The following is a 24,041-nucleotide window of genomic DNA, read 5'->3' as shown; positions in this document are numbered from 1 at the left end:
TCTTTGTGTTGAAAATCTGTCTCCGCCGCCGCCCCGCAAGGCGTGTGGCGCGGTTCCTGCTGGCACAGGCAGGGCCTTGGCGCGGACAGTCAACACACTGCGGGGAGTGTTCCGCAGAAAGGGCCCGCACGGGCAGAATGCCATTCAGAGACCGTACCGGACCTTCCCGCCTTTCGGTGGGGAGGATGTCCGTGCAGTCTGGCCGAGGGGGTGGCGCGGCTTCCCCGTCAGCCGGTTTATGGTGGGTGTGAATAACCGGCCGCCGCCGACAGGGAAAACCCTGCGGGATAATCAGGCGGTCTGGGGTGTGACGGAATAACGGTTCAACATCTGTCGGCTCTGCGGCAAAGGCAGGGGGCGGGTCAAGCCAACTCCGTACAGGGGGAAACAATGCAGCTGTCCAACCTGCGGATCGCCACGCGCGTATCCGCCAGTCTGGTTATTTTTGCCATTTCCATGGTGGTTCTGGGCGGTGTCGCGGTCTGGATGGATTACCGCGCCCAGATGGCGGAGCGGCAGGCCATGGTCCGCACCGTGGTCGAGATGGCAGGCAACCTGACCAAAGATCTGATCCGCAAGCACACCGCCAACGGCAGCGTTGACCGGGCGGCGGTGCTGGAAGATCTGCGCGGGTACATCCACGGGGCCTGGGCCAATGGGCGTCAGGATTATCTGTTTGTCTATGATTATAACGCCGTGGCGCAGGCGGTCGGGGCCGATCCGTCCAAGGTCGGCGGCCGGATGCTGGATTATCAGGATCCCAACGGAAAGTTCCTGTTCCGCGAGATGATCGCGCTGGCCAAGGGGGCCGGGGCGGGAGAGGTGAAATACGTCTTCCTGCATCCGGCCCGGAAAGTGGTGGCGGATAAGATTTCGTGGATTCAGGGCTTCCCGGAGCTGGAGGTGTTTGTCGGCTCCGGCGTCTATGTCGATGATGTTTACGACTCGGTGCGGGTGTTCGCGGTGAAGTTCGGTCTGGTGGCGCTGGCGCTGCTGCTGGTGGCCGGGGGCTTTTCCATCGTGCTGTCGCGGTCGATCACCCTGCCGGTGCGGCGTCTGGCCGATGACCTGCAACAGATGGCGGCCCAGCACTATGACCATCCGGTGCACGGGCAGCGGCGGGGCGATGAAATCGGTGCGATGGCACGGGCGGTGGAGATTCTGCGGCTTCAGGGCATCAAGGCGCGGGAGCTGGAAGCCGAAAAGCAGGCGACGCAGGCCCGGCAGGACGAAGAACGCCGCCGTCAGCAGTTGCAGATGGCCGCCACCTTCGAGGCCCGGGTGCAGGGCATTGCCAACGGGGTTGCCGATGCCGCCAGCAGCGTCAACAGTGTGGCCGCCGACCTGACCCGCTCGGCAGAGGATGCCTCGGAGCGGTCGGGCAATGTGGTGGCGCTGTCGGATCAGTCGCAGGCCTCGGTGCAGACCGTCTCGGCGGCGGCGGAAGAGCTGTCGGCCTCGACCCGCGAAATCGCCAGCCGGGTGCAGCAGGCGGCGACACTGGCCCATGAGGGCACCCGCAAGGCGGAAGAAACCGTGCGGGAGATGCAGGGGCTGGCCGAGGCCGCCGGACGGATCGGGCAGGTGGTGGAACTGATTGCCGCCATCAACGCCCAGACCAACCTGCTGGCCCTGAATGCCACCATCGAGGCCGCCCGCGCCGGAGAGGCCGGAAAGGGGTTCGCCGTGGTGGCCAACGAGGTCAAGTCGCTGGCCAATCAGACCGCCCGGGCGACGGCGGATATCTCCAGCCAGATCGACGCGGTGCAGCAGTTTGTGACGGCCACCACCGAAGCGGTCTCCACGCTGTCGGAGATTGTTGGCCGGGTGGATACCATTTCCGGCTCGATCGCCGCCTCGGTGGAGCAGCAGGACGGGGCCACCCATGAAATCGCCGAAAGCATGCAGTTGATCGCCCGGACCTTTGTCGCCCTGCATGAAGACATGACGGTGCTGAACCGGGCCTCGGAACGCACCGGCGAAGCGGCGATGGCGGTCAGTGATTCGTCCCTGGTGCTGCGGCAGCAGTCGCATGACTTGTCGGCAGCGGTGGATACACTGGTGCAGGATCTGCGGTCGGCGTAACCGTGCGGCTGATCCGGTAAGGAAAACCGCCCCGGAGTCCCATCTCCGGGGCGGTCTGTGTTTTTACAGGCTGCGGATGCGGTCGAAAAAGGCGCTGACCTCACCGCGCATCTGCTCGGACTGCCGGGCCAGTTCCCCGGCGGCGGCCAGCAGCTGCGAGGCGCTGTGCCCGGTTTCCTGCGCGCCGAGAGTGACATTGGCCACACTGCCCGCCACCTCCTGCGTGCCCTGCGCCGCTTCGGCGACGTTGCGGGCGATTTCGCGGGTGGCCTCGTTCTGGCGGTCAACCGCGCCGGAGATATCATCACTCAGGGCGCTGATGTCGCCGATCACCGTGACGATCTCGCGGATGGCGACGGCCACCTGATCGGACACCTGCTGAATTTCGCCGATCTGGGCAGAGATTTCGCCGGTGGCGCGGGCGGTCTGGTTGGCCAGAGATTTCACTTCATTGGCGACGACGTTGAAGCCTTTTCCGGCTTCTCCGGCGCGCGCCGCCTCGATGGTGGCGTTCAGGGCCAGCAGGTTGGTCTGGCTGGCGACATCGTTGATCAGGCTGACGATTTCGCTGATCTTGGCGGTGGCGGCGACCAGCGACTGCACAGTGGTTTCAGTGGTGCGGGCGGCCTCGCGGGCGGTGGCGGCCACCGTCTGCGACCGGCTGGCGCGTTCGGTGATATGGCTGATCGAGGTGGCCAGCTCTTCGGTGGCGCTGGAAACGCTGCGGACGTTGACCGAGGCCTGCTCGGTGGCCGCCGCCGCCGTTGTCGCATCCTGCGCCGAGCGTTCGGCGGTGCCGGACAGCACGCGGGCGGTGGCTTCCAGTTCGGTGGAGGCCGAGGTCACGGTTTCCAGCACATGGACCATTTCCCGGTCGAAATCGATCAGCAGGGTTTCGAGGGCGGCGGTCCGGCGTTCCCGGGCCTCGGAATCGGCCTGCTGCGCCAGCTCCAGCCGGTGGCGTTCCTGCCCGTTGTGACGGAACACGCCGACGGCATCCGCCATGGCACCGATTTCATCGCGGCGGGTCAGGCAGGGGATTTCCGTTTCCAGATGCCCGTCCGCCAGCCGTCGCATGGCGGCCGTCATCGACCGCAGCGGGCGGGCAACCAGCCGCAGCAGCGACTGCTGCATGACCGCCACCAGCAGCAGGGCGGCGGCAATGCAGGCGGCCAGAACCGACAGGCGGTACTGCACCAGCGGGGCAAACACCACTTTCTTGTCGACGGCGGTCACCACGTACCATGTGGTGCCGGCCAGGCTGACCGGAAACAGCCGGACCAGTTCCTCGCGGCCATTAGCGGCAACGTCCTGCACCTGTGCGGTCAGGGTCGGGGTATGGTCCGGATAGGCGGCGGACAGGGGTTTGCCCTGAAGGGCGGCATCGGTATGCAGCAGGATTCTGCCGCTGCCGTCGACCAGAAAGGCCCGGCCCCGTCCGCCCAGCGTAAAGTCGGACAGGGTATCGGCCAGAACCGTCGCCGGAAAATTGGCGGCAACCACGCCGGTGGCCTTGCCGTTGCGGATCACCGGGGCGGCGGCGGTCATCACCAGTTTGCCGGAGGAGGTCTGGATGAAGGGCGGGGTCAGGATGGCCGACCGCTCCTTCATCGCCAGTGTGTACCACGGCCGGGTGCGGGGATCGAAATCGGCCGGCATGGTGAGGTCGGGCCAGCGGATGAAGCGCTTGTCTTCCTGCCCCAGATAGACCGCGTCGAAATAGGTGTTCAGGGCCGGCATCGCCATGATGCGGGTGATGTCTTCGGCGGAGTCAGATGTGCCTTCCAGCCCGTTGGCGATCACCGCCGCCATGGCGGTGCGGGCATCCAGCCAGTTTTGCAGGGTGGCGGCAATCGACTGGCCGGAGACCTCCAGATCCTTGCGGACATCGGTGTCGATGGCCGTACGTTCATAAGAGTCGGCATAGATGGCGAAGGCGGCGAACACCACCAGAACTGAAGCCGACAGCACCTGAAGGATGCGGGTCATCAGGCTGCGGTCACGGTCAATGGGGGCGGCCCGCCCGGGTGGGGCGGTCAGGAGGACTGAGGTCATTCTGGTCTCGGAAACGGCCTTCTGGCTGCTGGCGCGCAGATCCAAAAAGTGGGGGATGAAAAAGGGGAGGGGCCGGTCAGTGCGGCGGGGGCTGTATAGTCGTGGATGTGAATAAAACGAAATACTAAATACGAAGATCAGGGTTACAGTTTTGTGTGTAACCCATTCGTCTTATTTTTACGGCGGGGGAGGGGGGTGAGGAAGGATATTGCGACTCGCTCGCATAAAAATCTTGCACTGAAAAAGTTATGTTATAACGTAGCAAGCCCTAAGTTTTTCAAGCTGAGAGACCCCCTGATGCGCCGAGTCGCCCTTCTGCCCCCCCGTCTGCGTCGGCCGGTATCGGCCCTGCTCCTGTCGCTGGGGCTGGCCCTGCCCGCTCCGGCGGCTCTGGCCGATGCCCCGGCCGGAATCCTGACCGTCACCGCCCCGTGGGAGGTCAGCAGTCTTGATCCGGCCCGCCATGGCTATGTTTTCACCCGGTTGCAGATTGCCGAGACGCTGGTGGATGTGGACAAGGCCGGGGGGCTGGTCCCCGGGCTGGCCGAGGGCTGGCAGGTTGATGCCGCCGGTGTGGTCTGGACCCTGACCCTGCGCCGGGGGGTGCTGTTCCACGATGGTACCCCGATGACTGCCGAAACCGTTGCGGCGGCGCTGCGGACGGCGGCGGCCAAGCCCGGTCCGCTGGCCTCGGCGCCGCTGGAGAGCATTGCGGTGGGTGGGCCGGAGACGGTGGTAATCCGCCTGAAGGAACCGTTTGCGCCGTTGCTGGCGACACTGGCCGGGACCGCTGCCCAGATTCTGGCCCCGGCCTCCTACGGTCCGGATGGGACGGTGACGCAGGTGATCGGCACCGGCCCGTTCCGGCTGACCGAGGTCAAGCCGCCGCAGTCTCTGGCCGCCGAGCGGTTTGACCGCTACTGGGGTCAGCCTGCCGGAGTCGGGAAGATGACCTATCTGGCCGCCGGGCGCGGGGAAACCCGGGCGATGATGGCGGAAAGCGGGGATGCCGACGTGGTCTACACGCTGGATCCGGCCAGCCGCCAGCGGTTGCAGCGCAATCCGGCGGTGACGGTGCAGGCCCTGCCGCTGCCGCGCACGGTGTCGGTGAAGCTGAATGCCGGGGATCCGGCGCTGTCGGACCTGCGGGTGCGGCGGGCTCTGGCGCTGGCGGTGGACCGGGGCGGCATTGCCACCGGGCTGCTGCGCGAGCCGGGATCGGCCGCCGGGCAGATGTTCCCGCCCGGTACCGGGGACTGGCCGCTGCCGGAGGGGCTGCCGCTGCGGGCGGACCTGACGCAGGCCGCCGCTCTGCTGACGGAGGCCGGATGGGTTCCGGGCAGCGACGGGCTGCGCAGCCGGGACGGCAAACCCCTGAAACTGACCCTGCGCACCTTCCCCGACCGTCCGGAGCTGCCGGTGATCGCCACCGCCCTTCAGGCGCAGTGGCGGGAGATTGGCGTTGATGTGGCGGTATCGGTCGGCAATTCCAGCGATGTGCCTGCCGGGCACCGCGATGGCACCCTGCAAATGGCGCTGATGGCACGGTCCTTCGGGCTGGTGCCGGATCCGCTGGTCACCGCCCTACAGGATTTTGGCCCCGGCGGCGGCGACTGGGGGGCGATGAACTGGTCGTCCCCGGCGATGGAACAGGCGCTGGCCACCCTGAAACGTGGCACCGACCCGGCCACCGCCACCGGCCTGCGGCAGACGGTTTCGCGGATCCTGCTGGCCGAGCTGCCGGTGATCCCGGTCAGCTGGTACCAGCAGACCGTGGCGGTGTCGAAGCGGGTCAGCGGGCTGACGCTGGATCCCTATGAGCGCAGCTACCGCCTGTCGGAGGTGACATGGGTGCGCTGATCAACGGGCCGCTGCCCCGGCTGCTGCTGGCGCGGGCCGGGCAGGCGGTGCTGGTGGCGGTGATGGTCGGGGTCCTGACCTTTGTGCTGGTCCGCGCCCTGCCGGGGGATATGGCCTACCGCATTGCCGCCGGACGCTATGGCTTTGACTGGGTCTCGACGGCGGCGGCAGAGGCGGTGCGGCAGGACCTGGGGCTGGATCAGCCTGCCCCGCTGGCCCTGCTGGCGTGGCTGTGGGACCTGTTGCGGCTGGATCTCGGTCAGTCGCTGGTGACCGGGCAGACGGTGGCCGAGGAGGTCGGGCATCAGTTCGGCCATTCCCTGCTGCTGGCGGCCTCGGCTGCCGGTCTGTCCCTGCTGATCGGCCCGCCGCTGGGGGCGCTGGCCGGACTCCGCCCCGGGGGAGTTCTGGACCGCGGCCTGTTGCTGGTGGCGGTGCTGATGCGGTCGGTGCCGCCGTTCACCGTCGGGGTGGTGCTGATCCTGCTGCTGTCGGTGCAGGCGCGGCTGCTGCCCGCTGCCGGGTCCGGCAGCCTTGCCCACACCATCCTGCCGATGCTGACACTGGCCCTGTGTCTGGCGGCGGTGTCGGCGCGGGTCAGCCGCGATGCGGTGGCCGGTGTGACCGCCAGTGCCTTTTACACCTTCGGGCGGACCAAAGGGCTGGGCGGGGGGCTGGTGTTCTGGCGGCATGGCCTGCGCAATGCCGGGGTGCCGGTGCTGACCTACTTCGGGGTGCAGTTCGTCGGGTTGGTGGAAGGCATGGTGGTGATCGAAACCCTGTTTGCCTGGCCGGGCATCGGCCATGCGCTGGTGCATGCCGTTGTCGCCCGCGATGTGCCGATGATTCAGGGGGCCGCGCTGGCGATGGGACTGTTCGTGGTGGCAATGAATACGGTGATTGATGTGGTGTGCGCCCTGCTGGATCCCCGGGGAGGTCCGTCATGATCAGGACTGTCGCGGGGATGACCGCACAGCGGTGGATGGGGGCGGCGCTGCTGCTGACCCTGCTGGGGTTCGGCTGGGGGGTGCCGCTGGTATGGTCGGTGGATCCGGCGAAACAGGACCTGATGCTGTTGCTGACACCGCCTGATTTTGACTGGGCCGATGGCGTCACCCTGCTGGGCACCGATCATCTGGGCCGCAGTCTGTTGACCCGGCTGGCGTCGGCGGTGCGGCTGTCGCTGGGGCTGGCCCTGATCGGGGTGGTGACGGCGGCGGTGCCGGGGGTGCTGCTGGGGATGGTGGCCGGATGGTCCGGCGGCTGGGTGGACCGGGGGCTGTCCCTGTTGGCCGATGCGGTGTTTGCCCTGCCGGGGCTGCTGCTGGTGCTGCTGGTGCTGGCTATCGCCCCCGGCAGCTTCATCGCCCTGTATGTCGGCATTGCCCTGCTGCTGTGGCTGGAGTTTTTCCGGGTGGTGCGGGCGCAGGTCCGGCGGCTGCGGCAGGCCCCGGCGGTACAGGCCTCGCTGCTGCTGGGGCTGGGGCCGGTGCTGCTGGTGCGGCGGCATCTGTGGCCGGAACTGGCCCCGGTGGTGCTGACGCTGGCGGCCTTCGGGGCGGCGGCGACGGTGATGGCCACGGCGGCGCTGGGGTTTGTCAGCGTTGGTCTGCGTCCGCCGGTGGCGGAGCTGGGGCTGATGATGACCGAACTGCTGCCCTATTACGAAGAGGCCCCATGGGCGCTGGCCCAGCCGGTGGCGGTGATGGTGCTGCTCGGGCTGTCCCTGACCCTGCTGGCCGGAAAGGATCCGCGATGACGTTTCACTCCCTTGAAGCCCAGTCGGTCCGGGTCCGGTCCCGGCAGACCGCATCACCGGGCGGGGCCGACAGTCTGCTGGTGCAGCCGGTCAGCCTGACCCTGCGGCCCGGGCATGCGGTGACGCTGCTGGGCGAAACCGGATCGGGAAAATCGCTGCTGGCGCAGGCCCTGATCGGCACCCTGCCGCCGACACTGGTCGCCGAAGGCGAGGTGCTGCTGAACGGGGTGTCCCAGCTTGATCAGCCGCCCGCCGCCCGCCGGGCCCTGTGGGGCCGGACGGTGGCGGTGCTGCCGCAGGAACCATGGCTGGCGCTGGATCCGACCATGCGGGCCGGGGCGCAGGTGATGGAAACCCGCTGGCTGGTCGGCGGACTGTCCCGCCGCCGGGCGTGGCAGGCAGCGCGGGAGGCGTTACGCGGTCTGGATGTTCTGGCGGCGGACTCCCGGCTGCCGGGGCAGCTCTCCGGTGGGATGGCGCAGCGGGTGGCCTTTGCTGCCGCCCAGACCGGCGACGCGCCGCTGCTGGTGGCGGACGAACCGACCAAGGGGCTGGATGTCAGCCGCCGCGATCAGGTGACGGCCCTTCTGGACCGACATGTGCAGGCCGGTGGGGCCCTGCTGACCATCACCCATGATCCGGCGGTGGCGCGGGCGCTGGGCGGCACGGTGGTGGTGATGCGCGATGGCGCGGTGCTGGAGCAGGGACCGGCGGCGGAGGTGCTGTTCCGCCCGGCCCACGCCTTTACGCAGGCGTTGCTGGCGGCAGATCCCGAGGGGTGGCCCCGCCGGGAGAGCGCCGGGGCTCCGGCCGGTCAGCCGGTGCTGACGGCGCGGGAGGTGGCGGTGGCGCGCGGCGGGCGGACCCTGTTTTCCGGGCTGTCGCTGGATCTGGCGGCGGGGGAGGTGGTCGGTCTGTCCGGCCCCAGCGGCTGTGGCAAAAGCTCGTTCGGGGATGTCTGTCTGGGGTTGCTGGAGCCGGAGTCCGGCACCGTGCAGCGGCCCGCCATGGCCCCTTACCGCTGGCAGAAGCTGTATCAGGATCCCCCGGCCGCCTTCGCGCCGAAGGTGTCCCTGCGGACCGCGCTGATGGATGTGGTCCGGCGTCACCGCTGCGATCCGGCGGCGATTTCGCCGTTGCTGCGGCGTCTGGGGCTGGACGAAGCACTGCTCGACCGCCTGCCGTCACAGGTCTCCGGTGGCGAGTTGCAGCGGCTGGCCCTGCTGCGGGTGCTGCTGCTGAAGCCGGTGTTCCTGTTCGCCGATGAACCGACATCCCGGCTGGATCTGCTGACCCAGCAGGAAACCATCGGCCTGCTGACGGCGGCAGCGCGGGAACAGGGCTGTGCGGTGCTGCTGGTCAGCCATGACCGCACCCTGCTGGACCGGGTCTGTGATCGGGTGCTGACGCTTCCGGCGGCGGCCTGAGGCCGGTCCCCGCTGTCCGGATGGGCGGCGGGGAAACCCGGCGGTCGGTGATCCGGTGGGTCAGCTCAGGCCGTCAAGGCCGCCGACCACGGCGGCAGGATCCGGCAGATTGACGAACAGCGACCGCAGGCCCTCGCCCCAGCGGCGGCGGATGTCGAGGAAGTAGGGGTCGTCTTCGGTGATCCGCCAGCGCACCTGGGCCTTCAGGCTGTCGGTCGGCACGATCACCATGTCCAGCGGCGGCGCCACCGACAGATTGCTTTTGATGGTGGAGTCAAACGACACCAGCGCACATTTCGCGGCTTCCACCAGCGGGGTGTCCATGGTCACCACCCGCTCGATGATCGGTTTGCCGTATTTGGTCTCGCCGATCTGGAGGTAGGGGGTATCTTCCCCGGCTTCGATGAAGTTTCCGGCAGCGTAGACGTTGAACATCCGCATCCGCCGCCCGCGGATCTGGCCGCCGACAATCATGGTGGCGTTGAATTCGGTGTTGTGCTGGCGCAGCGACTCGGCGTCTTCGGCGTGTACTTCGCGCAGAGTGTTGCCGACGATGCGGGCAATCTCGAACATCGACGGGGCAGCATACAGGCTGCGCTTGGGGTCGCCGCCTTCGGCCCGGTCCTCCAGCAGGCTGATCACCGACTGGGTGATTGCCAGATTCCCGGCGGTCAGGATGACGATGATGCGGTCTTCGGCCTGATCAAACACAAAGCATTTGCGATAGGCGGAGATGAAATCCACCCCGGCATTGGTCCGGGAGTCGGAGACGAACACCATCCCGGCGTTCAGGCGCAGGCCAAGGCAATAGGTCATGATGCGGATACCGGGCTCTTAAAGACGTAGGGTGGAATGCAGACGCAGCGGCATCCCCGGCAGCGGTGGCCGCCGGGGATGCCGTGCAGTGTACACGAAGTGGCAGGATTTTAACGGGGAAACAGACCTATTGCTGACCGGACTGCCACCCGGGCAGCGGGGCAATGGTGACGGAGACATCCATCGACTCTCCCCCGCCCCCGGCGCGGATTCCGGTCACCGGGCAGGCGTCGGCGTAATCGAACCCCACCGCCAGCCGCACGTAGGCGTCGGTGGCAGACTGCCGGTTGGCCGGATCAAAGCTGACCCAGCCAAGGCCCTTCACCCACGATTCGGCCCAGGCGTGACTGGCCATTTCCGTATGCTCCGACCACAGATAGCCGGAGACATAGCGGGCCGGGATGCCCATGGCCCGGCTACAGGCGATGAACAGGTGGGCATGGTCCTGACAGACGCCATAACCGTGTTTCAGCACTTCCGCCGCCGTGCTGCCGACATCGGTGTGTCCGGCACGGTAGGCGACGCGGTCGGCGACCAGCCCCATCAGGCGGTGCAGGGTCGGCACCTCGTCCCCCACCGGGGCCAGTGGCGGCTGCGCGGTGGCCTCCGCCGTGGCCTCTATACCAGCGGCGGCCTCTACACCTGCGGCCTCCGCCGCAAGCGCCAGAATTGCCGCATCGGCATGGGTGCGCGGGGTGTCGCGCAGGAACATCATCGGCGGCAGGCCATCGTCCAGCGGCAGCACGCCGCAGGTGTCCATGGTCTCAATCTCGCCGTCGACGGTAAACACCAGTTCGCTGTGGGCTTCGCCCTCGCTGGCGACATGCACGCGGTTGCCGAAGCCGTCGGTCCACGGGGCGACGGTTTCCGGGCCGGTGATGGTCCAGCGCAGCACCTGCTGGCAGCGGTCCAGCCGTGGGGTCAGGCGCAGGTACTGCACCGACCGCCGGGCCGGATGGTCAAGGTGGTAGCGGGTTTCATGACGGATGTGCAGACGCATTGTGGTTCCTCCCCCCGTTTCCTTACTGCGCCATCATGAACTGGCGTTGCAGGCTGGTGGACAGTGCCGACAGCTGCGTGGACATGTCATCAAGGAACCATGTCAGGCCGACGCGGGTCAGGTCGGCGACCTGCACCGTATCCAGCCGGTGACGCAGGGCCCGGACCTCGCGCAGCACCGGGCTGCCGGGGTCAAGATCGGTGACGGTGTTTTCGATTTCCCGCACGCTGTAGGCCAGCGAGCGCGGCATATCGGGGCGCAGCAGCAAAAGATCGGCGATCTTGTGCAGCTCCAGCCGGGCCGAATAGACCTCGCGGTAGGCCTTGAAGGCCGACAGCGCTTCCAGCAGCACGGTGGCGCGGTAGTAATCCGGGCCGAACCGGCTGTTCTGGTCCGATGCCAGACTGTCCCAGCGGGCGCGCAGCAGGCGGGCGGTGTTGTCGGCCCGTTCCATCGCGATGCCCAGACGGGCGAAGTGGAATCCTTCCGACCGCAGCATGGAGCCCTGCAAGGCCCCCCGGAACAGGTGGGAGCGGAAGCGCACCCATTCCAGATGTTCGCTGACCCCTTTCTTGGTCAGGTCCGGCCAGGTCATGTCAGCGATGGTCAGCCAGCTCTGGTTCAGGCTTTCCCACAGCTCGCTGGTCAGCAGGTGGCGGGCGGCGCGGGCATTTTCGCGCGCTGAATACAGCGAGGTGCGGATGCTGGCGATGTTCTGCCGTTCCAGAATCATGAAGCTGAGCACGCGGCCGTCGCTCAGGTCCTCATGGCAGCGGTAGTAGTCATCCAGCGTGCCGGTCATCGACAGCGGGATTTCCCATTCATTAACCGTCTGGTTGTGCGGCAGCATGGCAGAGCGCAGCGACACTTCCAGCACACGGGCGGTCTGTTCGGCCCGCTCCACATAACGGGCCATCCAGAACAGGGTATCAGCGGCGCGTGCGAGCATGGCGGCCCCCCTGAGCGGAACGCGGGGTATCATCCAGCACCCAGGTATCCTTGGTGCCGCCGCCCTGCGAGGAGTTGACGACAAGCGAGCCTTCGCGCATGGCGACGCGGGTCAGGCCGCCGGGCACCACCCGGGTTTCCCGCCCGGACAGCACAAACGGCCGCAGATCGACGTGGCGCGGGGCAATGCCCTGATCGACATAGGTCGGGCAGGTTGAGAGGCTGAGGGTCGGCTGGGCGATGAAGCGGGCCGGTTCAGCGATGATCCGCTGCCGGAAGGCCTCGATCTCCGCCTTGGTCGAGGCGGGGCCGACCAGCATGCCATAGCCGCCGGAGCCGTGGACCTCCTTCACCACCAGATCCGGCAGATGCTCCAGCACATAGGCGCAGTCATCCGGGCGGCGCAGGTTCCAGGTCGGAACGTTGCTCAGGATCGGTTCCTGCCCCAGATAGAAGCGGATGATGTCGGGCATATAGGTGTAGATCGCCTTGTCATCGGCCACGCCACCGCCGATGGCGTTGCAGATGCTGACAGTGCCGAGGCGGTAGGCCGCCAGCAGACCGGGCACGCCCAGCATGCTGTCCGGATGGAACGCCAGCGGATCAAGGAAATCGTCATCAATGCGGCGGTAAATCACGTGTACGGCGCGCGGGCCACGGGTGGTGCGCATGAACACCTTGCCGCCGTCCACGAACAGGTCCTGCCCTTCGACCAGCTCAATCCCCATCTGCTGGGCAAGGAAGGCATGTTCGAAGAAGGCGCTGTTGTACTGGCCCGGCGTCAGCAGGACCACGCAGGGGTCATCCACCCCGCGCGGGGCGACGGAGCGCAGCGTCTCCAGCAGCAGTTCCGGGTAATGTTCAACCGGGGCAATGGCATGGCAGGCAAACAGTTCCGGGAACAGACGCATCATTGTCTGCCGGTTTTCCAGCATGTAGGAGACACCGGACGGGGTGCGGGCGTTGTCTTCCAGCACATAAAAGGTGTCTTCATCAACGCGGACGATATCGACGCCGGAGACATGGGCGTAAACATCCTGCGGCACGCGCAGGCCCAGCATCTGCGGGCGGAAGGCGGCATTGGTCAGCACCATGTCGGCGGGGACCACACCGGCCTTAAGAATGTCCTGATCGTTGTAAACGTCATTGAGAAAGGCATTCAGCGCATCAACCCGCTGAATGACGCCGCGCTCGATGGTCCGCCATTCTCCGGCGGACAGGATACGCGGTACCACGTCGAAGGGGATCAGGCGCTCAACCCCGCCCTCATCGCCGTATACGTTAAAGGTGATCCCCATGCGGCGGAAGATAACGTCCGCTGCCGCATGACGGCGCCCCAGCTCGCTGATATCCAGCGAATGCAACCATTCGCCGTAACTGGAGTATGGCTCGCGGATGATCTTGCCGCTGCCATGCATTTCGTCAAAGGCACGTTTTGACCCCATAGTGCCTCCCTTGTTTCTGTTTCCCCTAAAGATCCTACGCAAGCCTTGGGCCAATTGGGAACCCCTTAAAAATCAGGGCTTTGCATATCAGGGAACGCTGTTTATGGCGAAAAAATAGGCTTCCGCAAAAGTTGTGTGCAAAAAATCGCCATAAAAAGTCGTTTCAAATGAAACTAAAAACGCGTTACTCTGGAACCATACTCAGAAAAAACGGTCCGCCGGGGCCCCGTTCCGGCCGGACAGACACCACTGGAGAGGACCGTCATGACCAAGGCCGCACCCACCTTTGCCTCCACCGGCGATCTGGGCGAAAAAAAAATCACCTTCGCCAAGCTCGGCGACGGGGCCTATGCCTTTACGGCGGAAGGAGACCCCAACACCGGCGTGATCATCGGCGATGACGGTGTCATGGTGATTGATACGCAGGCCACCCCGCTGATGGCCCAGCAGGTGCTGACGTTCATCCGTGAGATCACCGACAAGCCGGTGAAGTATGTGCTTCTGTCGCATTATCATGCGGTGCGGGTGCTGGGGGCGGCGGCCTATCAGCCGGAACACATCATCGCCTCGCAGCTGACCTACGAAATGATCGTCGAGCGTGGCCAGCAGGACTGGGAAAGCGAATTCGGCCGCTTCCCGCGCCTGTTCCGGGGCCATGAGAGCATTCCCGGCCTGACCTGGCCGACCATCGTCGTCGATGGCAAACTGACCGTCGATCTCGGCAACCGCAAGGTGGAGATCTGGTCGCCCGGCAAGGGCCACACCCAGGGCGACACCATCGCCTGGCTGCCGGACCAGAAGATCCTCTACGCCGGGGATCTGGTGGAATACCACGCCACCCCCTACACCGGCGATGCCCATCTGCGCGACTGGCCGGCCACGTTGCAGGCCCTGCGCGACCTTCAGCCGGAAAAGATGGTGCCGGGCCGGGGCGATGCCCTGACCTCCGCCGCTGCCTGTGAAGAGGCCCTGAAGATGACGCAGGCTTTCATCACCGACCTGTATGGCGCGGCGCGGGAAGGGGTGGAGAAGGGCCTCGACCTGAAGGCGATCTTCGCCCTGTGCAAGGAACGGATGGATCCGAAGTATGGGCAGTGGGTGATTTACGAACACTGCATGCCGTTTGACGTCGCCCGCGCCGTGGATGAGGCGAAGGGGCTGATCCGCCCGCAGATCTGGACCGCCGAGCGCGACCGCGAGATGTGGGGGGCGCTGAACAACGGCTGATCGCCCGGTCTGCTGTCTTCTCGATGCGGGGCTGTCCGGTGGGCGGCCCCGCTGTCTTTTGGGGGATGGCGCTTCCGGCCTATTGGCAGGATGGTGAAAAAAGGGGCAGTGTGGGGGAAAATCCACCACCGGTTTTCTGCCGGGCGGGGAAACGAGGAGACTGTGATGTCCGCTCCGGTCCGTGTCCGGTCACAGGTCTGGGGCCTGCCGGGCGTTCTGGCGCTTGCCGGGCTGTGTCTGCTGGTGCTGCTGCCGCAGGCATGGGCCGGGCAGGCGGAGATGGTGTTTTCCTACCGTCCCCGCCCGGTGCCGGAGGGGCAGGAGCGGGATTTTGAGGAGGCGCTGATGCGCCTTGCGCTGGACCACACGGTGGCGGCGGAAGGCCCGTACCGGATGGAGGCCGCCCCGGACCGGGTGACGACGCCGCGCGTTGTGCAGGATCTGCGCCGCCGGGCCTATCCCGGGCAGATCGTGGTGCAGACCGCCACCGCCGCGCTGATGCAGGAGCTGCTTTATATTCCTTTCCCCACCGACTCGGGGATCACCGGCCTGCGGCTGGCCCTGTCCACCGGGGTGGTGGCGGATATGACCACCGAGGTCCGGACCCTTGCCGACCTGAGCCGGTTTTCCTCGGTGCAGGGGTTGGGGTGGCAGGATGTCGGTATTCTGCGCGACCATGGCCTGCCGGTGGAGGAGATCAGCTCCCGCGAGAGCATGGCCCTGATGGTGGCCCGGGGGCGGGCCGATCTGTACTGGCGGGGCATCAACGAAGTGTCCCGCGATATCGCCAAGGCGGCGGAAGCCAATGCGGCGGGGCTGACCGTCGCGCCCGGGGTGGCGCTGTTTTATCCGTTACCGAAGTTTTTCTTCGCCCACCGGTCTGATGCCGCCCATCTGCGGCGGCTGGAGCGGGGGTTGATGGCAGCCTGGGCCGATGGCAGTTTTCACGCCCTGTGGCAGCGGTATTTTGCCGCCGCCGTCACGGCTGTCGCCTTTGAGGGGCGGACGGTGTTTGTCCTGTCCAACCCTGACGCCGGGCCGGTGCAGGACAGTCTGCGGCGTTTCGAGCTGCCGGAGGTTTCAGCCCTGCGGAGGCGGGGCCGCTGGATCACGGTGCAGCCCCTGACGGCGCAGGGGGAGCGGATGCAGCCATAGCTCCCCCTCCCTCCGGTCATTTCACCGGCTTCTCACCGTACCAGCGCGGGGCGTACAGCCACCGCCCGCCATCGGCCCGGGGGAAGGTGCGGCTGTGCGAGGATCCGACGATCACCACCGTCCGCATGTCCACCTGATCCGGCGTGACCGCGCCCAGTGTGGTGACGGTGACGGTTTCCGCCGGGCGTCCGATGTCGCGGCCCAACAGCACCGGGGTCTCCGGGCTGCGGTGGCGGCGCACGGTGTCAAAGGCTTCGGCCAGCTGCCACGGCCGGGCTTTGGAGATCGGGTTGTAAAAAGCCATCACCAGATCGGCGGCGGCGGCATGATCAAGCCGGGTGACGATCACCGGCCACGGTTTGAGGTTATCCGACAGCGAGATCACGCAGAAATCATGGCCCAGCGCCGCCCCGGCCCGGGCGGCGGCGGCCTGTGCGGCGGTGACACCGGGCTCAATCCGCAGGGCGACCGCATGCCACGCCGGATCGGCGCTGTCCTCCAGCGCCTCCAGAACGGCGGCGGCCATGGCGAAGATGCCGCCGTCGCCGGAGGACACCACCACCACCTGCCGCCCGCTGGCGGCAAGGCTGAAGGCGTGGCGGGCACGGTCCAGCTCCACCCGGTTGTCGGAGGTATGCAGCGCCTGATCGGGGCGGTAGGGCCCGGCCAGATCGACATAAAACTGATAGCCGATCACATCGGTGGCGGCGGTCAGGGCCGCCTTCACCGCCGGAGTCATCCACTCCCGGCTGCCGGGGCCGGTGCCGACCACGGTGACGCTGCCGCGCGGCTGGCCAAGCGACTGCACCGCCCGCGGTGTGGACCCGATCAGCAGGCTGACGCCGTCGTCGTGATGTCGGGTCAGGCCGTCTCCGAGGCTGTCAGCGGTCAAACCCGCCGGAAGCACCCGCTGCGGGCAGTCCAGCGCCGCCGCCAGTGCCAGCACCTCTGCCGCTCCGGCGTCTTCTGGCGGGGTCAGGACGCAGGCCACCGCCTGCTCTGACAGGCCGCGCCGGGCGAGAACCGCCCGGGCCGAGGCGGCACTGGCCGCGGTGACGGCGACGGCCACCACCTGCGGGCGGATCAGCAGTTCATCCGGGGCCGGGGCCCGGGCCTCCGGGCTGACGGTCAGGCGCAGCGGACCATCGGGATCATCGGTCAGACGGCTGTCAGCCAGCCAGTCGGCCCCCCAGTCAGTATGGCCGTCGAGACGGACCCCGACCCCGGCCAGCAGATCCGACATGAAGCGTTTGCTGTCCTGTGGGTTGGCGGCCCGGAACCCCGGGGGAAGCTGCTCCAGCGTCAGGGTGAAGCGCAGCTCGCCGCTGGTGGTGATCGCCGCCGGACAGTCCAGCGCCGCCGCCATCTGCCGGGCCAGCGCGTTGACGCCGCGCAGGCCGCCCAGCAGGGGCACCACGGCGCTCCCGTCCTCGGCCACCGCCAGCACCGGCGGTTCCGCCCGTTTGTTGCCCAGCAGCGGTGCCAGTGCCCGGATGACGATGCCCGCCGCGCACAGGGCGATCACCGGGCGGTCCCGCCCGAACAGCAGGCGCAGGGTATCCCCGAAGGACTCGCAGGGGATCACGTCTTCGGCGCTGACCCGGGAGGTCAGGCCGAAAATCTCAGCCCCCGGCAGGGTATCGCGCAGGCGGCGGGCCACCGGCAGGCTGCCGGTGCCAAGAATGACCACCGCCGGGGCGGCGGGCCGGGCGGAGGATAGCATGCGGATCAGCCTTCCCAGCGGGTGCCGGGCAGCAGCACCATGGCAAAATACGGGACGGTGGCCGGGTCAACCTCGGCGAAGGGGGCGGTGCGCTGGTTGGCCATGGTTGCCCGCTCCACATAGACGGCGCGGTCGGTCTGGCCGAGGGCGTCGATCACCCGCTTCACCTTGGCGAAGTTGGTGCCCAGCTTCATGATGGCGGCGGCCTCGCAGCCGCGCAGCCGCTCCAGCAGTTCCTCTTCCGGCAGCACACCGGACAGCACGGTCAGGCTCTGGTTGCGGTAGACCAGCGGTGCCCCGGCGACGGAGGCACAGGCGACGATGGAGCAGACCCCCGGCACCACCTCGGTCGGGAAATCCTCGGCCAGCCGGTCATGCAGATACATGAACGACCCGTAGAACATCGGGTCCCCTTCGCAGACCACCGCCACATCGCGCCCGGCCTTCAGGTGCCCGGCGACCTCAACCGCGCAGTCATCGTAGAAATCCCGCAGGGCGGTTTCGTAATTAAACGGCGGCGGCAGCTTTTCGGTGGTGACCGGATAGATCAGCGGCAGCAGGGTCTGGTCCGGCTTCAGGTAGGATTCGACGATGCTGAAAGCGTTGCCTTTCTTGCCCTTGGCGGCCAGATAGGCCACCACCGGGGCGCTCTGAAGCAGGCGCAGGGCCTTCAGGGTCACCAGCTCCGGGTCTCCGGGGCCGACGCCCAGTCCGAACAGGCGGCCGGGTGCGGGTGCCAGCATCATTCTTTCTCCGTCCCAAGGGCGTTGACCGCCGCAGCGGTCATGGCGCTGCCGCCACGGCGGCCGCGTACGGCGACAAACGGCACGCCGCGCGGATTGGCGGCCAGTTCGTCCTTCGATTCGGCGGCACCGACAAAGCCGACAGGGAAGCCAAGGATCAGCGCCGGTTTCGGGGCTCCGGCGTCCAGCAGTTCCAGCAGGCGGAACAGGGCGGTCGGGGCATTGCCGATCGCCACCACCGATCCTTCAAGGCGCGGTAGCCACCAGTCCAGTGCGGCGGCGGTGCGGGTATTGCCGATCTCCTGCGCCCGTTCCGGCACGCCGGGTTCCGGCAGGGTGCAGAGAATATCGTTTCCGGCGGGCAGGCGGGCCCGGGTCAGGCCTTCGGACACCATCCGGCAGTCGCAGAAAATCGGGGCTCCGGCGGCCAGTGCGGCCCGCCCGGCGGCCCCGGCCCCGTCGGAGAACATCAGGTCATCGACCACATCGGGCATGCCGCAGGCATGGGCCACCCGTACTGCCAGTTTTTCCAGATCAGCGGGGATCCGGGCCAGATTGGCTTCTGACCGGATGATGGCGAAGGATCGCCGGTAAATTTCCTGGCCGTCGCGGATATAGTCCAGCATCCGGTCTCGTCCTCCCGTCAGGGCCTGTTTTTTTGACGGTCCGGCATGGGGAAACTCCGGGCGGCGGATGCGGGGTGCGCAGTCCTGCTGGGTCTGCCGGTTCGCCCCGCCCGGTATGGCCCGCCGCCGGTGGTTCCCTGTCCGGGCACGTCACCGTGGACCAACGGCCGGTCTCCTGGCTGGCGGGTCGGGGGTGATAGCGGCCTTCCCGGGGTATCCCAGTGGCACGATGATATCACCTCGCCGCGTACAGTTGCGGGGGCAGCCACGGTTTTCCGGCGCCGGTCTGCCCGGCTTCCGTTCCGTGTTCCCGTCTTGCGGCCCATGGCGGGCACCGTCGGTCAGACCGTTTCTTACACCATCATGACCGTCGGTGAAAGAACGGAACCGCAGATTTATTGCATGTGCGAAAAGCAGCGGCCCGCTTTCGGGACAGAAAACGGGCCGGGTCTCATCTGTCGGCAGGGGCTCAGGCGTCGGCTTCCGGCGAGCCGGTGCCGATGGCGTAGGTGTCATCCGACTTGGGGCGGCCGGATTTCAGCTGGCTGCCCTTGACCACAAACCACGTCACTTCCGCCAGATTGGTGGCGTGGTCGCCGACCCGCTCCAGATTCTTGGCGATGAACATCAGGTGGGTGCAGGGGGTGATGTGACGCGGGTCTTCCATCATGTAGGTCAGCAGCTCGCGGAACAGCGAGGAGTACAGGTCGTCCACCTCCTGATCGCGCTGCCACACCTTCAGGGCGCGGTCGCAGTCGCGGTGCAGATAGGAATCCAGCGCTTCCTTCAGCAGCGACAGCACCAGCGCGCCGAGACGGCCGACGGTCTTCACCGCCGGGATCGGGGCTGATTTGTTCAGGATTTCCACCCGGTGGGCGGTGGAGGCGGCATGGTCCGCCACCCGTTCCAGCGCACTGGCGATCTTCAGCGACGACATGATGACGCGCAGGTCCTCGCCCATCGGCTGGCGCAGGGCCAGCAGGCGGACCACCTGTTCGTTGATGTTGTCTTCGACGCTGTCGACGGCTTCGTCGCCGGTCACCACCTGCGAGGCGAGGTCCAGATCCCGCTGGCTCAGGGCCTGCAGGGCCGAGGCCAGCTGCGACTCCGCCAGTCCGCCCATGCGGCCGATGGTCTGCCCAAGGCGATCCAGTTCACTGTCAAAAGAGCGGACGGTGTGCATTTCCTCTTGGGGAGCCATGGTGATCTCTCTGGCTGGTGCGCCCGGTATACGGCTGGGGTTGCGCTGTACGGGGCGGTCAGGTGGTCGGCAGAAGGGACAGTTGATCCGCTAAACTGAAACGGACGGCAAGGGAAAAAATAATGAAATATGACACTCAGGGGCCGGGCCGGTCACAGCGGGGCAGGAACACACTGAAGGCCGATCCTTCGCCGACAACGCTGTCAATCATCAGGGCACCACGGTGGCGGTTGACGATATGCTTGACGATGGCCAGCCCCAGCCCGGTGCCGCCCAGTTGGCGGGAGCGGGCGGTATCGACCCGGTAGAAGCGTTCGGTCAGGCGCGGCAGGTGTTCCTTGGCGATGCCCTCGCCCTGATCGCGCACCGTCAGCATCACGCAGTCGGCGCGGGTGGCCTGTGGCATCGCCGCCGGGCCGCGCTCCGCCTGCCGGGCGGTGATGGTGACGGTGGTGCCGTCCAGACCGTATTTGACGGCATTGGTCAGCAGGTTCTGCACCACCTGCGCCAGTTCGTCAGGGTCCCCCAGCACCGGCGGCAGGCTGTCGGGAATATCGGTGACAAGGGTCATGCCCTTGTTCTGGATCTGAAGCTGCATGCCTTCGGCGATGCCCTGCACCACTTCGGCCAGATCAACGCTGTCGGTCGGCTGGGTGTGTTCGTGCAGCTCGATCCGCGACAGCGACAGCAGGTCCTCAATCAGGCGCTTCATCCGCACCGCCTGCTGATACATGATGCCGAGGAAGCGTTCGTGCGCCTCGGTGTCATCGCGGGCCGGACCGCGCAGGGTCTCGATGAAGCCAAGCACGCTGGTCAGCGGGGTGCGCAGTTCGTGGCTGGCGTTGGCGACAAAATCCGCCCGCATCTGCTCCGCCCGCACCAGCGGGGTGACGTCATGCAGCAGGATCATCGCCTGACGGCCCTCGCCGGTGTCCGGCAGCGGCTCAACGGTGACATCAAAGGCCCGCTCCACCGGTCCGCCGAGGGTCAGGTGCACGGTCTGGCGCTGGCCGCCCTCCAGCACCCGGTCCACCGCCTCCAGCGCTGCCGGATCACGGATGATGGTGGCGAGTGCCTTGGTTTCCGGTTCCCGCCCCATGACGGCGGCGGCGGCGGCATTGGCCCGCAGCACCACCCGGTCCGGCGAGACGATCAGCAGCGGAATCGGCAGGTTACGGGCAACCGCCCCATGGAAGTCGGCCAGCGCCTCGGCCTGCAACAGCCGGCGGCGCAGACGGGCCCGCAGGGTATAGGCGGCAACCACCACATCCCGCCCGGTTTCGGAAAAGCGGATTTCCGGCGGGCGGGTCAGAACGTCGTCGTCGGCTTCATTGCGCAGATAAAAGGCCACGCCCATCAGATCGCCCATCAGCGGCCGCAGCAGCAGCAGGACGACGGCATAGGTCAGCAGAAAGGCGCAGAAAGCCGGGGCCACCGTCAGCCAGCCGCCAAGGACCAGCCCGATCAGCACGGCGGCAAACGGGGCAGAGACCACCGCCCCCAGCCGCATCACCCGGGGCAGGGGAACATGACGCCGCAGGTCAGCCATACCCGCCCCCCAGCGTCAACCCCGGAACGGGGACGTGGCAGGGCCGGGCAGAAAACCGGATCCCGGGGGAACCGCAGAACACAGGGCGCATGAAACCTCCCGTTGCCCGCGGTTCCCCCGGCAACACCGGGATCAGCGGGTCTTGATGGCGTCGTGGGCGGCCAGAACCGCCATCGTCACCAGATTGCTGACATTGGCATCCAGATGCACGATCTGCACCGGGGCCTGTAGGCCGATCAGCATCGGGCCGATGACGGTGGCACCGCCCAGCTTGTCCATCAGCTTATAGCTGATGTTGGCCGAATGCTGACCCGGCATGATGAGGATGTTGGCCGGTCCCGACAAGCGACAGAACGGATAAACTTTCAGGAATTCAGCATCAAGGGCGACATTGGCCCCCATTTCGCCGTCATACTCAAAGTCAACATTGCGGCTGTCGAGGATCTTCACCGCTTCCCGCGGGGTGGTGGTTTCCATCGCCATCGGGCTGCCGAAGGTCGAATAGGACAGGAAGGCGACGCGCGGTTCATGCCCCATCTGGCGCACCTTGGCGGCGGCCCCGACGGCGATGTCGGCCAGCTGCTCGGCGGTCGGCAGCTCGTGGATGGTGGTGTCGGCGATGAACACGGTGCGGCCCCGGGACAGCAGCATGGTCATGCCGAACACCCGCTCGCCGGGGCGGGCATCCACCACCTTCTGGATGTCGCTGACCACCACCGCATGGGTGCGGGTCAGGCCCGACACCATCGCATCGGCCTGACCATGGCTGACCATGCTGGCGGCAAAGACGTTGCGGTCCTGATTCACCAGACGCTGGCAGTCGCGGTACAGGTGCCCCTTGCGGCCCAGCCGGGCGTAGAGGGAATCGGTGTAGTCCTTGGTATGCGACGACTTGGCGGCGTTGTGGATCTCCACCCCGTCCAGCGAGCCGAGGCCGAGCGCCTTGGCGGTGCCGGCGATGCGGTCTTCCCGCCCGACCAGAACCGGCTGACCGTAGCCGGAGTTGCGGAAGGCGATGGCGGCGCGGATGGCCTTTTCCTCTTCCCCTTCGGCGAACACCACCCGCTGCGGGTTGGCGGCGACTTCGTCGAAGATGGTCTGCATCGACGCCGCCATCGGGTCAAGGCGCGCCGCCAGCTCGTGGCGGTAGGCATCCATGTCGATGATCGGGCGGCGGGCGACGCCGGAGGCCATGGCCGCCCTGGCCACCGCCACCGGGATGGTGGAGATCAGGCGCGGATCAAACGGCACCGGGATGATGTATTCCGGCCCGAAGCGCAGGCGGCGGCCGGAATAGGCGGCGGCGACCTCATCGGGCACGTCTTCCCGCGCCAGTTCGGCCAGCGCCCGGGCACAGGCGACCTTCATCTCTTCGTTGATGGTGCGGGCCCGCACGTCCAGCGCGCCGCGGAAGATGTAGGGGAAGCCGAGGACGTTGTTGACCTGATTGGGATAATCGGACCGGCCGGTGGCAACGATGGCGTCCTTGCGCACGGCATGGACCTCTTCCGGGGTGATTTCCGGATCGGGGTTGGCCATGGCGAAGATGATCGGGTTGGGGGCCATCCCGGCCACCATCTCCGGCGTCACCGCGCCCTTCACTGACAGCCCGAAGAAGGCGTCAGCCCCGGTCATCGCCTCTTCCAGCGACCGCGCCGGGGTATCCACCGCATGGGCGGATTTCCACTGGTTCATCCCTTCGGTGCGGCCCTTGTAGATCACGCCCTTGGTGTCGCACAGGGTGACGTTCTCGTGGCGCACGCCCATGGCCTTCACCAGTTCCAGACAGGCGATGCCCGCCGCCCCGGCGCCGTTGACCACCACCTTGACGTCGGCGAGGTTGCGGCCGGTCAGCTCACAGGCGTTGATCAGCCCGGCGGCGGCGATGATGGCGGTGCCGTGCTGGTCATCGTGGAACACCGGAATGTCCATGATCTCGCGCAGCTGCTGCTCGATGATGAAGCATTCCGGGGCCTTGATGTCTTCAAGGTTGATGCCGCCGAAGCTGGGGCCGAGGAAGCGCACGCAGTTGACGAATTCGCTGACCTCGCGGGTATCGACTTCAAGGTCGATGGAATCGACGTCGGCGAACTTCTTGAACAGAACGGCCTTGCCCTCCATCACCGGCTTGCCCGCCAGCGCCCCGAGATCGCCGAGGCCCAGCACGGCGGTGCCGTTGGAGATCACCGCCACCAGATTGCCCTTGGCGGTGTAGTCATAGGCCAGCGACGGATCGCGGGCGATTTCCATGCAGGGGGCGGCCACACCCGGGCTGTAGGCCAGCGACAGGTCGCGCTGGGTGGTCAGGGGCTTGGTCGGGACGATCTCGATCTTCCCCGGACGGCCGCTGGCGTGCATCAGCAGCGATTCACGTTCAAGACTGATCTTGGGCGATTCGTCGGAGGGGGTGTGGCTGGACATG

18 protein-coding genes and 1 riboswitch are annotated in these 24,041 nt (G+C 66.9%); of the genes, 7 read left to right on the top strand and 11 right to left on the bottom strand.

The genetic code is table 11. The annotated features are described in order from the left end of the window. Positions 1 to 390: 390 nt before the first annotated feature. On the top strand, positions 391 to 2,085 hold the full coding sequence (locus FHS48_RS01405) for a methyl-accepting chemotaxis protein (RefSeq protein WP_184260473.1): 1,695 nt from the start codon (positions 391 to 393) through the stop codon (positions 2,083 to 2,085). Positions 2,086 to 2,148: 63 nt separating this feature from the next. Here FHS48_RS01405 and FHS48_RS01400 read toward each other — a convergent pair whose 3' ends face one another. After that, positions 2,149 to 4,140: a methyl-accepting chemotaxis protein gene (locus FHS48_RS01400; RefSeq protein ID WP_184260470.1), complete on the bottom strand. Its 1,992-nt coding sequence runs from the start codon at positions 4,138 to 4,140 to the stop codon at positions 2,149 to 2,151. Positions 4,141 to 4,437: 297 nt separating this feature from the next. Here FHS48_RS01400 and FHS48_RS01395 point away from each other — a divergent pair, with 297 nt between their 5' ends. The 4 genes from FHS48_RS01395 to FHS48_RS01380 are packed head-to-tail and all read left to right on the top strand — an operon-like array spanning position 4,438 to position 9,186. After that, on the top strand, positions 4,438 to 6,000 hold the full coding sequence (locus FHS48_RS01395; RefSeq protein ID WP_184260467.1) for an ABC transporter substrate-binding protein: 1,563 nt from the start codon (positions 4,438 to 4,440) through the stop codon (positions 5,998 to 6,000). Next, positions 5,988 to 6,947, top strand: a complete 960-nt coding sequence (locus FHS48_RS01390) for an ABC transporter permease (protein ID WP_184260464.1) — start codon at positions 5,988 to 5,990, stop codon at positions 6,945 to 6,947. Before FHS48_RS01395 ends, FHS48_RS01390 begins: the two co-directional genes overlap by 13 nt. After that, positions 6,944 to 7,759, top strand: a complete 816-nt coding sequence (locus tag FHS48_RS01385; RefSeq protein ID WP_260402282.1) for an ABC transporter permease — start codon at positions 6,944 to 6,946, stop codon at positions 7,757 to 7,759. Before FHS48_RS01390 ends, FHS48_RS01385 begins: the two co-directional genes overlap by 4 nt. Then, positions 7,756 to 9,186: an ABC transporter ATP-binding protein gene (locus FHS48_RS01380; RefSeq protein WP_184260461.1), complete on the top strand. Its 1,431-nt coding sequence runs from the start codon at positions 7,756 to 7,758 to the stop codon at positions 9,184 to 9,186. The genes FHS48_RS01385 and FHS48_RS01380 overlap by 4 nt, the downstream gene beginning before the upstream one ends. Before the next feature lie 60 nt (positions 9,187 to 9,246). On the opposite strand, the gene FHS48_RS01375 is transcribed toward FHS48_RS01380, so the two are convergent. The 4 genes from FHS48_RS01375 to FHS48_RS01360 all read right to left on the bottom strand — a co-directional run bounded on the left by FHS48_RS01375 (position 9,247) and on the right by FHS48_RS01360 (position 13,395). Beyond that, positions 9,247 to 10,002 carry a proteasome-type protease gene (locus FHS48_RS01375; RefSeq protein ID WP_184260458.1) on the bottom strand — a complete coding sequence of 252 codons (756 nt, stop codon included), beginning with the start codon at positions 10,000 to 10,002 and terminating at the stop codon, positions 9,247 to 9,249. Positions 10,003 to 10,129: 127 nt separating this feature from the next. After that, positions 10,130 to 11,002 carry a transglutaminase family protein gene (locus tag FHS48_RS01370; protein ID WP_184260455.1) on the bottom strand — a complete coding sequence of 291 codons (873 nt, stop codon included), beginning with the start codon at positions 11,000 to 11,002 and terminating at the stop codon, positions 10,130 to 10,132. A gap of 22 nt (positions 11,003 to 11,024) precedes the next feature. Further along, a complete protein-coding gene (locus FHS48_RS01365) occupies positions 11,025 to 11,951 on the bottom strand; it encodes an alpha-E domain-containing protein (RefSeq protein ID WP_184260452.1) in 927 nt (308 codons plus the stop codon). Beyond that, entirely contained in the window at positions 11,932 to 13,395 is a 1,464-nt protein-coding gene (locus tag FHS48_RS01360) for a circularly permuted type 2 ATP-grasp protein (RefSeq protein WP_184260450.1), read from the bottom strand. The genes FHS48_RS01365 and FHS48_RS01360 overlap by 20 nt, the downstream gene beginning before the upstream one ends. Positions 13,396 to 13,659: 264 nt before the next feature. On the opposite strand from FHS48_RS01360, the gene FHS48_RS01355 reads away from it, so the two are divergent. Together FHS48_RS01355 and FHS48_RS01350 are read left to right on the top strand one after the other, a co-directional pair. Continuing rightward, positions 13,660 to 14,622, top strand: a complete 963-nt coding sequence (locus tag FHS48_RS01355) for an MBL fold metallo-hydrolase (RefSeq protein ID WP_184260447.1) — start codon at positions 13,660 to 13,662, stop codon at positions 14,620 to 14,622. A gap of 165 nt (positions 14,623 to 14,787) precedes the next feature. After that, complete coding sequence (locus tag FHS48_RS01350) at positions 14,788 to 15,777, top strand: hypothetical protein (protein WP_184260444.1); 990 nt, start codon at positions 14,788 to 14,790, stop codon at positions 15,775 to 15,777. A 16-nt stretch (positions 15,778 to 15,793) separates the two neighbouring features. On the opposite strand, the gene cobJ is transcribed toward FHS48_RS01350, so the two are convergent. The 6 genes from cobJ to FHS48_RS01320 form a co-directional block, all read right to left on the bottom strand. Further along, positions 15,794 to 17,500 (bottom strand): precorrin-3B C(17)-methyltransferase, encoded by a 1,707-nt coding sequence (gene cobJ, locus FHS48_RS01345; RefSeq protein ID WP_184260441.1) that lies wholly within the window; start codon positions 17,498 to 17,500, stop codon positions 15,794 to 15,796. Between the two features lie 5 nt (positions 17,501 to 17,505). After that, positions 17,506 to 18,246 (bottom strand): precorrin-2 C(20)-methyltransferase, encoded by a 741-nt coding sequence (locus FHS48_RS01340; protein WP_260402281.1) that lies wholly within the window; start codon positions 18,244 to 18,246, stop codon positions 17,506 to 17,508. Next, the gene (locus FHS48_RS01335; protein ID WP_184260438.1) at positions 18,243 to 18,869 is read right to left on the bottom strand and encodes a precorrin-8X methylmutase; all 627 of its coding nucleotides are present in this window, start codon (positions 18,867 to 18,869) and stop codon (positions 18,243 to 18,245) included. The genes FHS48_RS01340 and FHS48_RS01335 overlap by 4 nt, the downstream gene beginning before the upstream one ends. 148 nt (positions 18,870 to 19,017) lie before the next feature. After that, positions 19,018 to 19,223: riboswitch (cobalamin riboswitch) on the bottom strand. 115 nt (positions 19,224 to 19,338) lie between these two features. Further along, positions 19,339 to 20,070, bottom strand: a complete 732-nt coding sequence (gene phoU, locus FHS48_RS01330) for a phosphate signaling complex protein PhoU (RefSeq protein WP_184260435.1) — start codon at positions 20,068 to 20,070, stop codon at positions 19,339 to 19,341. A gap of 136 nt (positions 20,071 to 20,206) precedes the next feature. After that, positions 20,207 to 21,619 carry a sensor histidine kinase gene (locus FHS48_RS01325; RefSeq protein WP_184260432.1) on the bottom strand — a complete coding sequence of 471 codons (1,413 nt, stop codon included), beginning with the start codon at positions 21,617 to 21,619 and terminating at the stop codon, positions 20,207 to 20,209. Positions 21,620 to 21,751: 132 nt separating this feature from the next. Continuing rightward, on the bottom strand, positions 21,752 to 24,040 hold the full coding sequence (locus FHS48_RS01320) for an NADP-dependent malic enzyme (protein WP_311769054.1): 2,289 nt from the start codon (positions 24,038 to 24,040) through the stop codon (positions 21,752 to 21,754). Position 24,041: the final 1 nt, after the last annotated feature.

This window comes from Novispirillum itersonii, assembly GCF_014205675.1.
In the GTDB taxonomy this organism is placed as follows: domain Bacteria; phylum Pseudomonadota; class Alphaproteobacteria; order Rhodospirillales; family Rhodospirillaceae; genus Novispirillum; species Novispirillum itersonii_A.
Note: the sequence above shows the minus strand (reverse complement) of the source record. Positions and strands in the feature narration are given on the sequence as shown.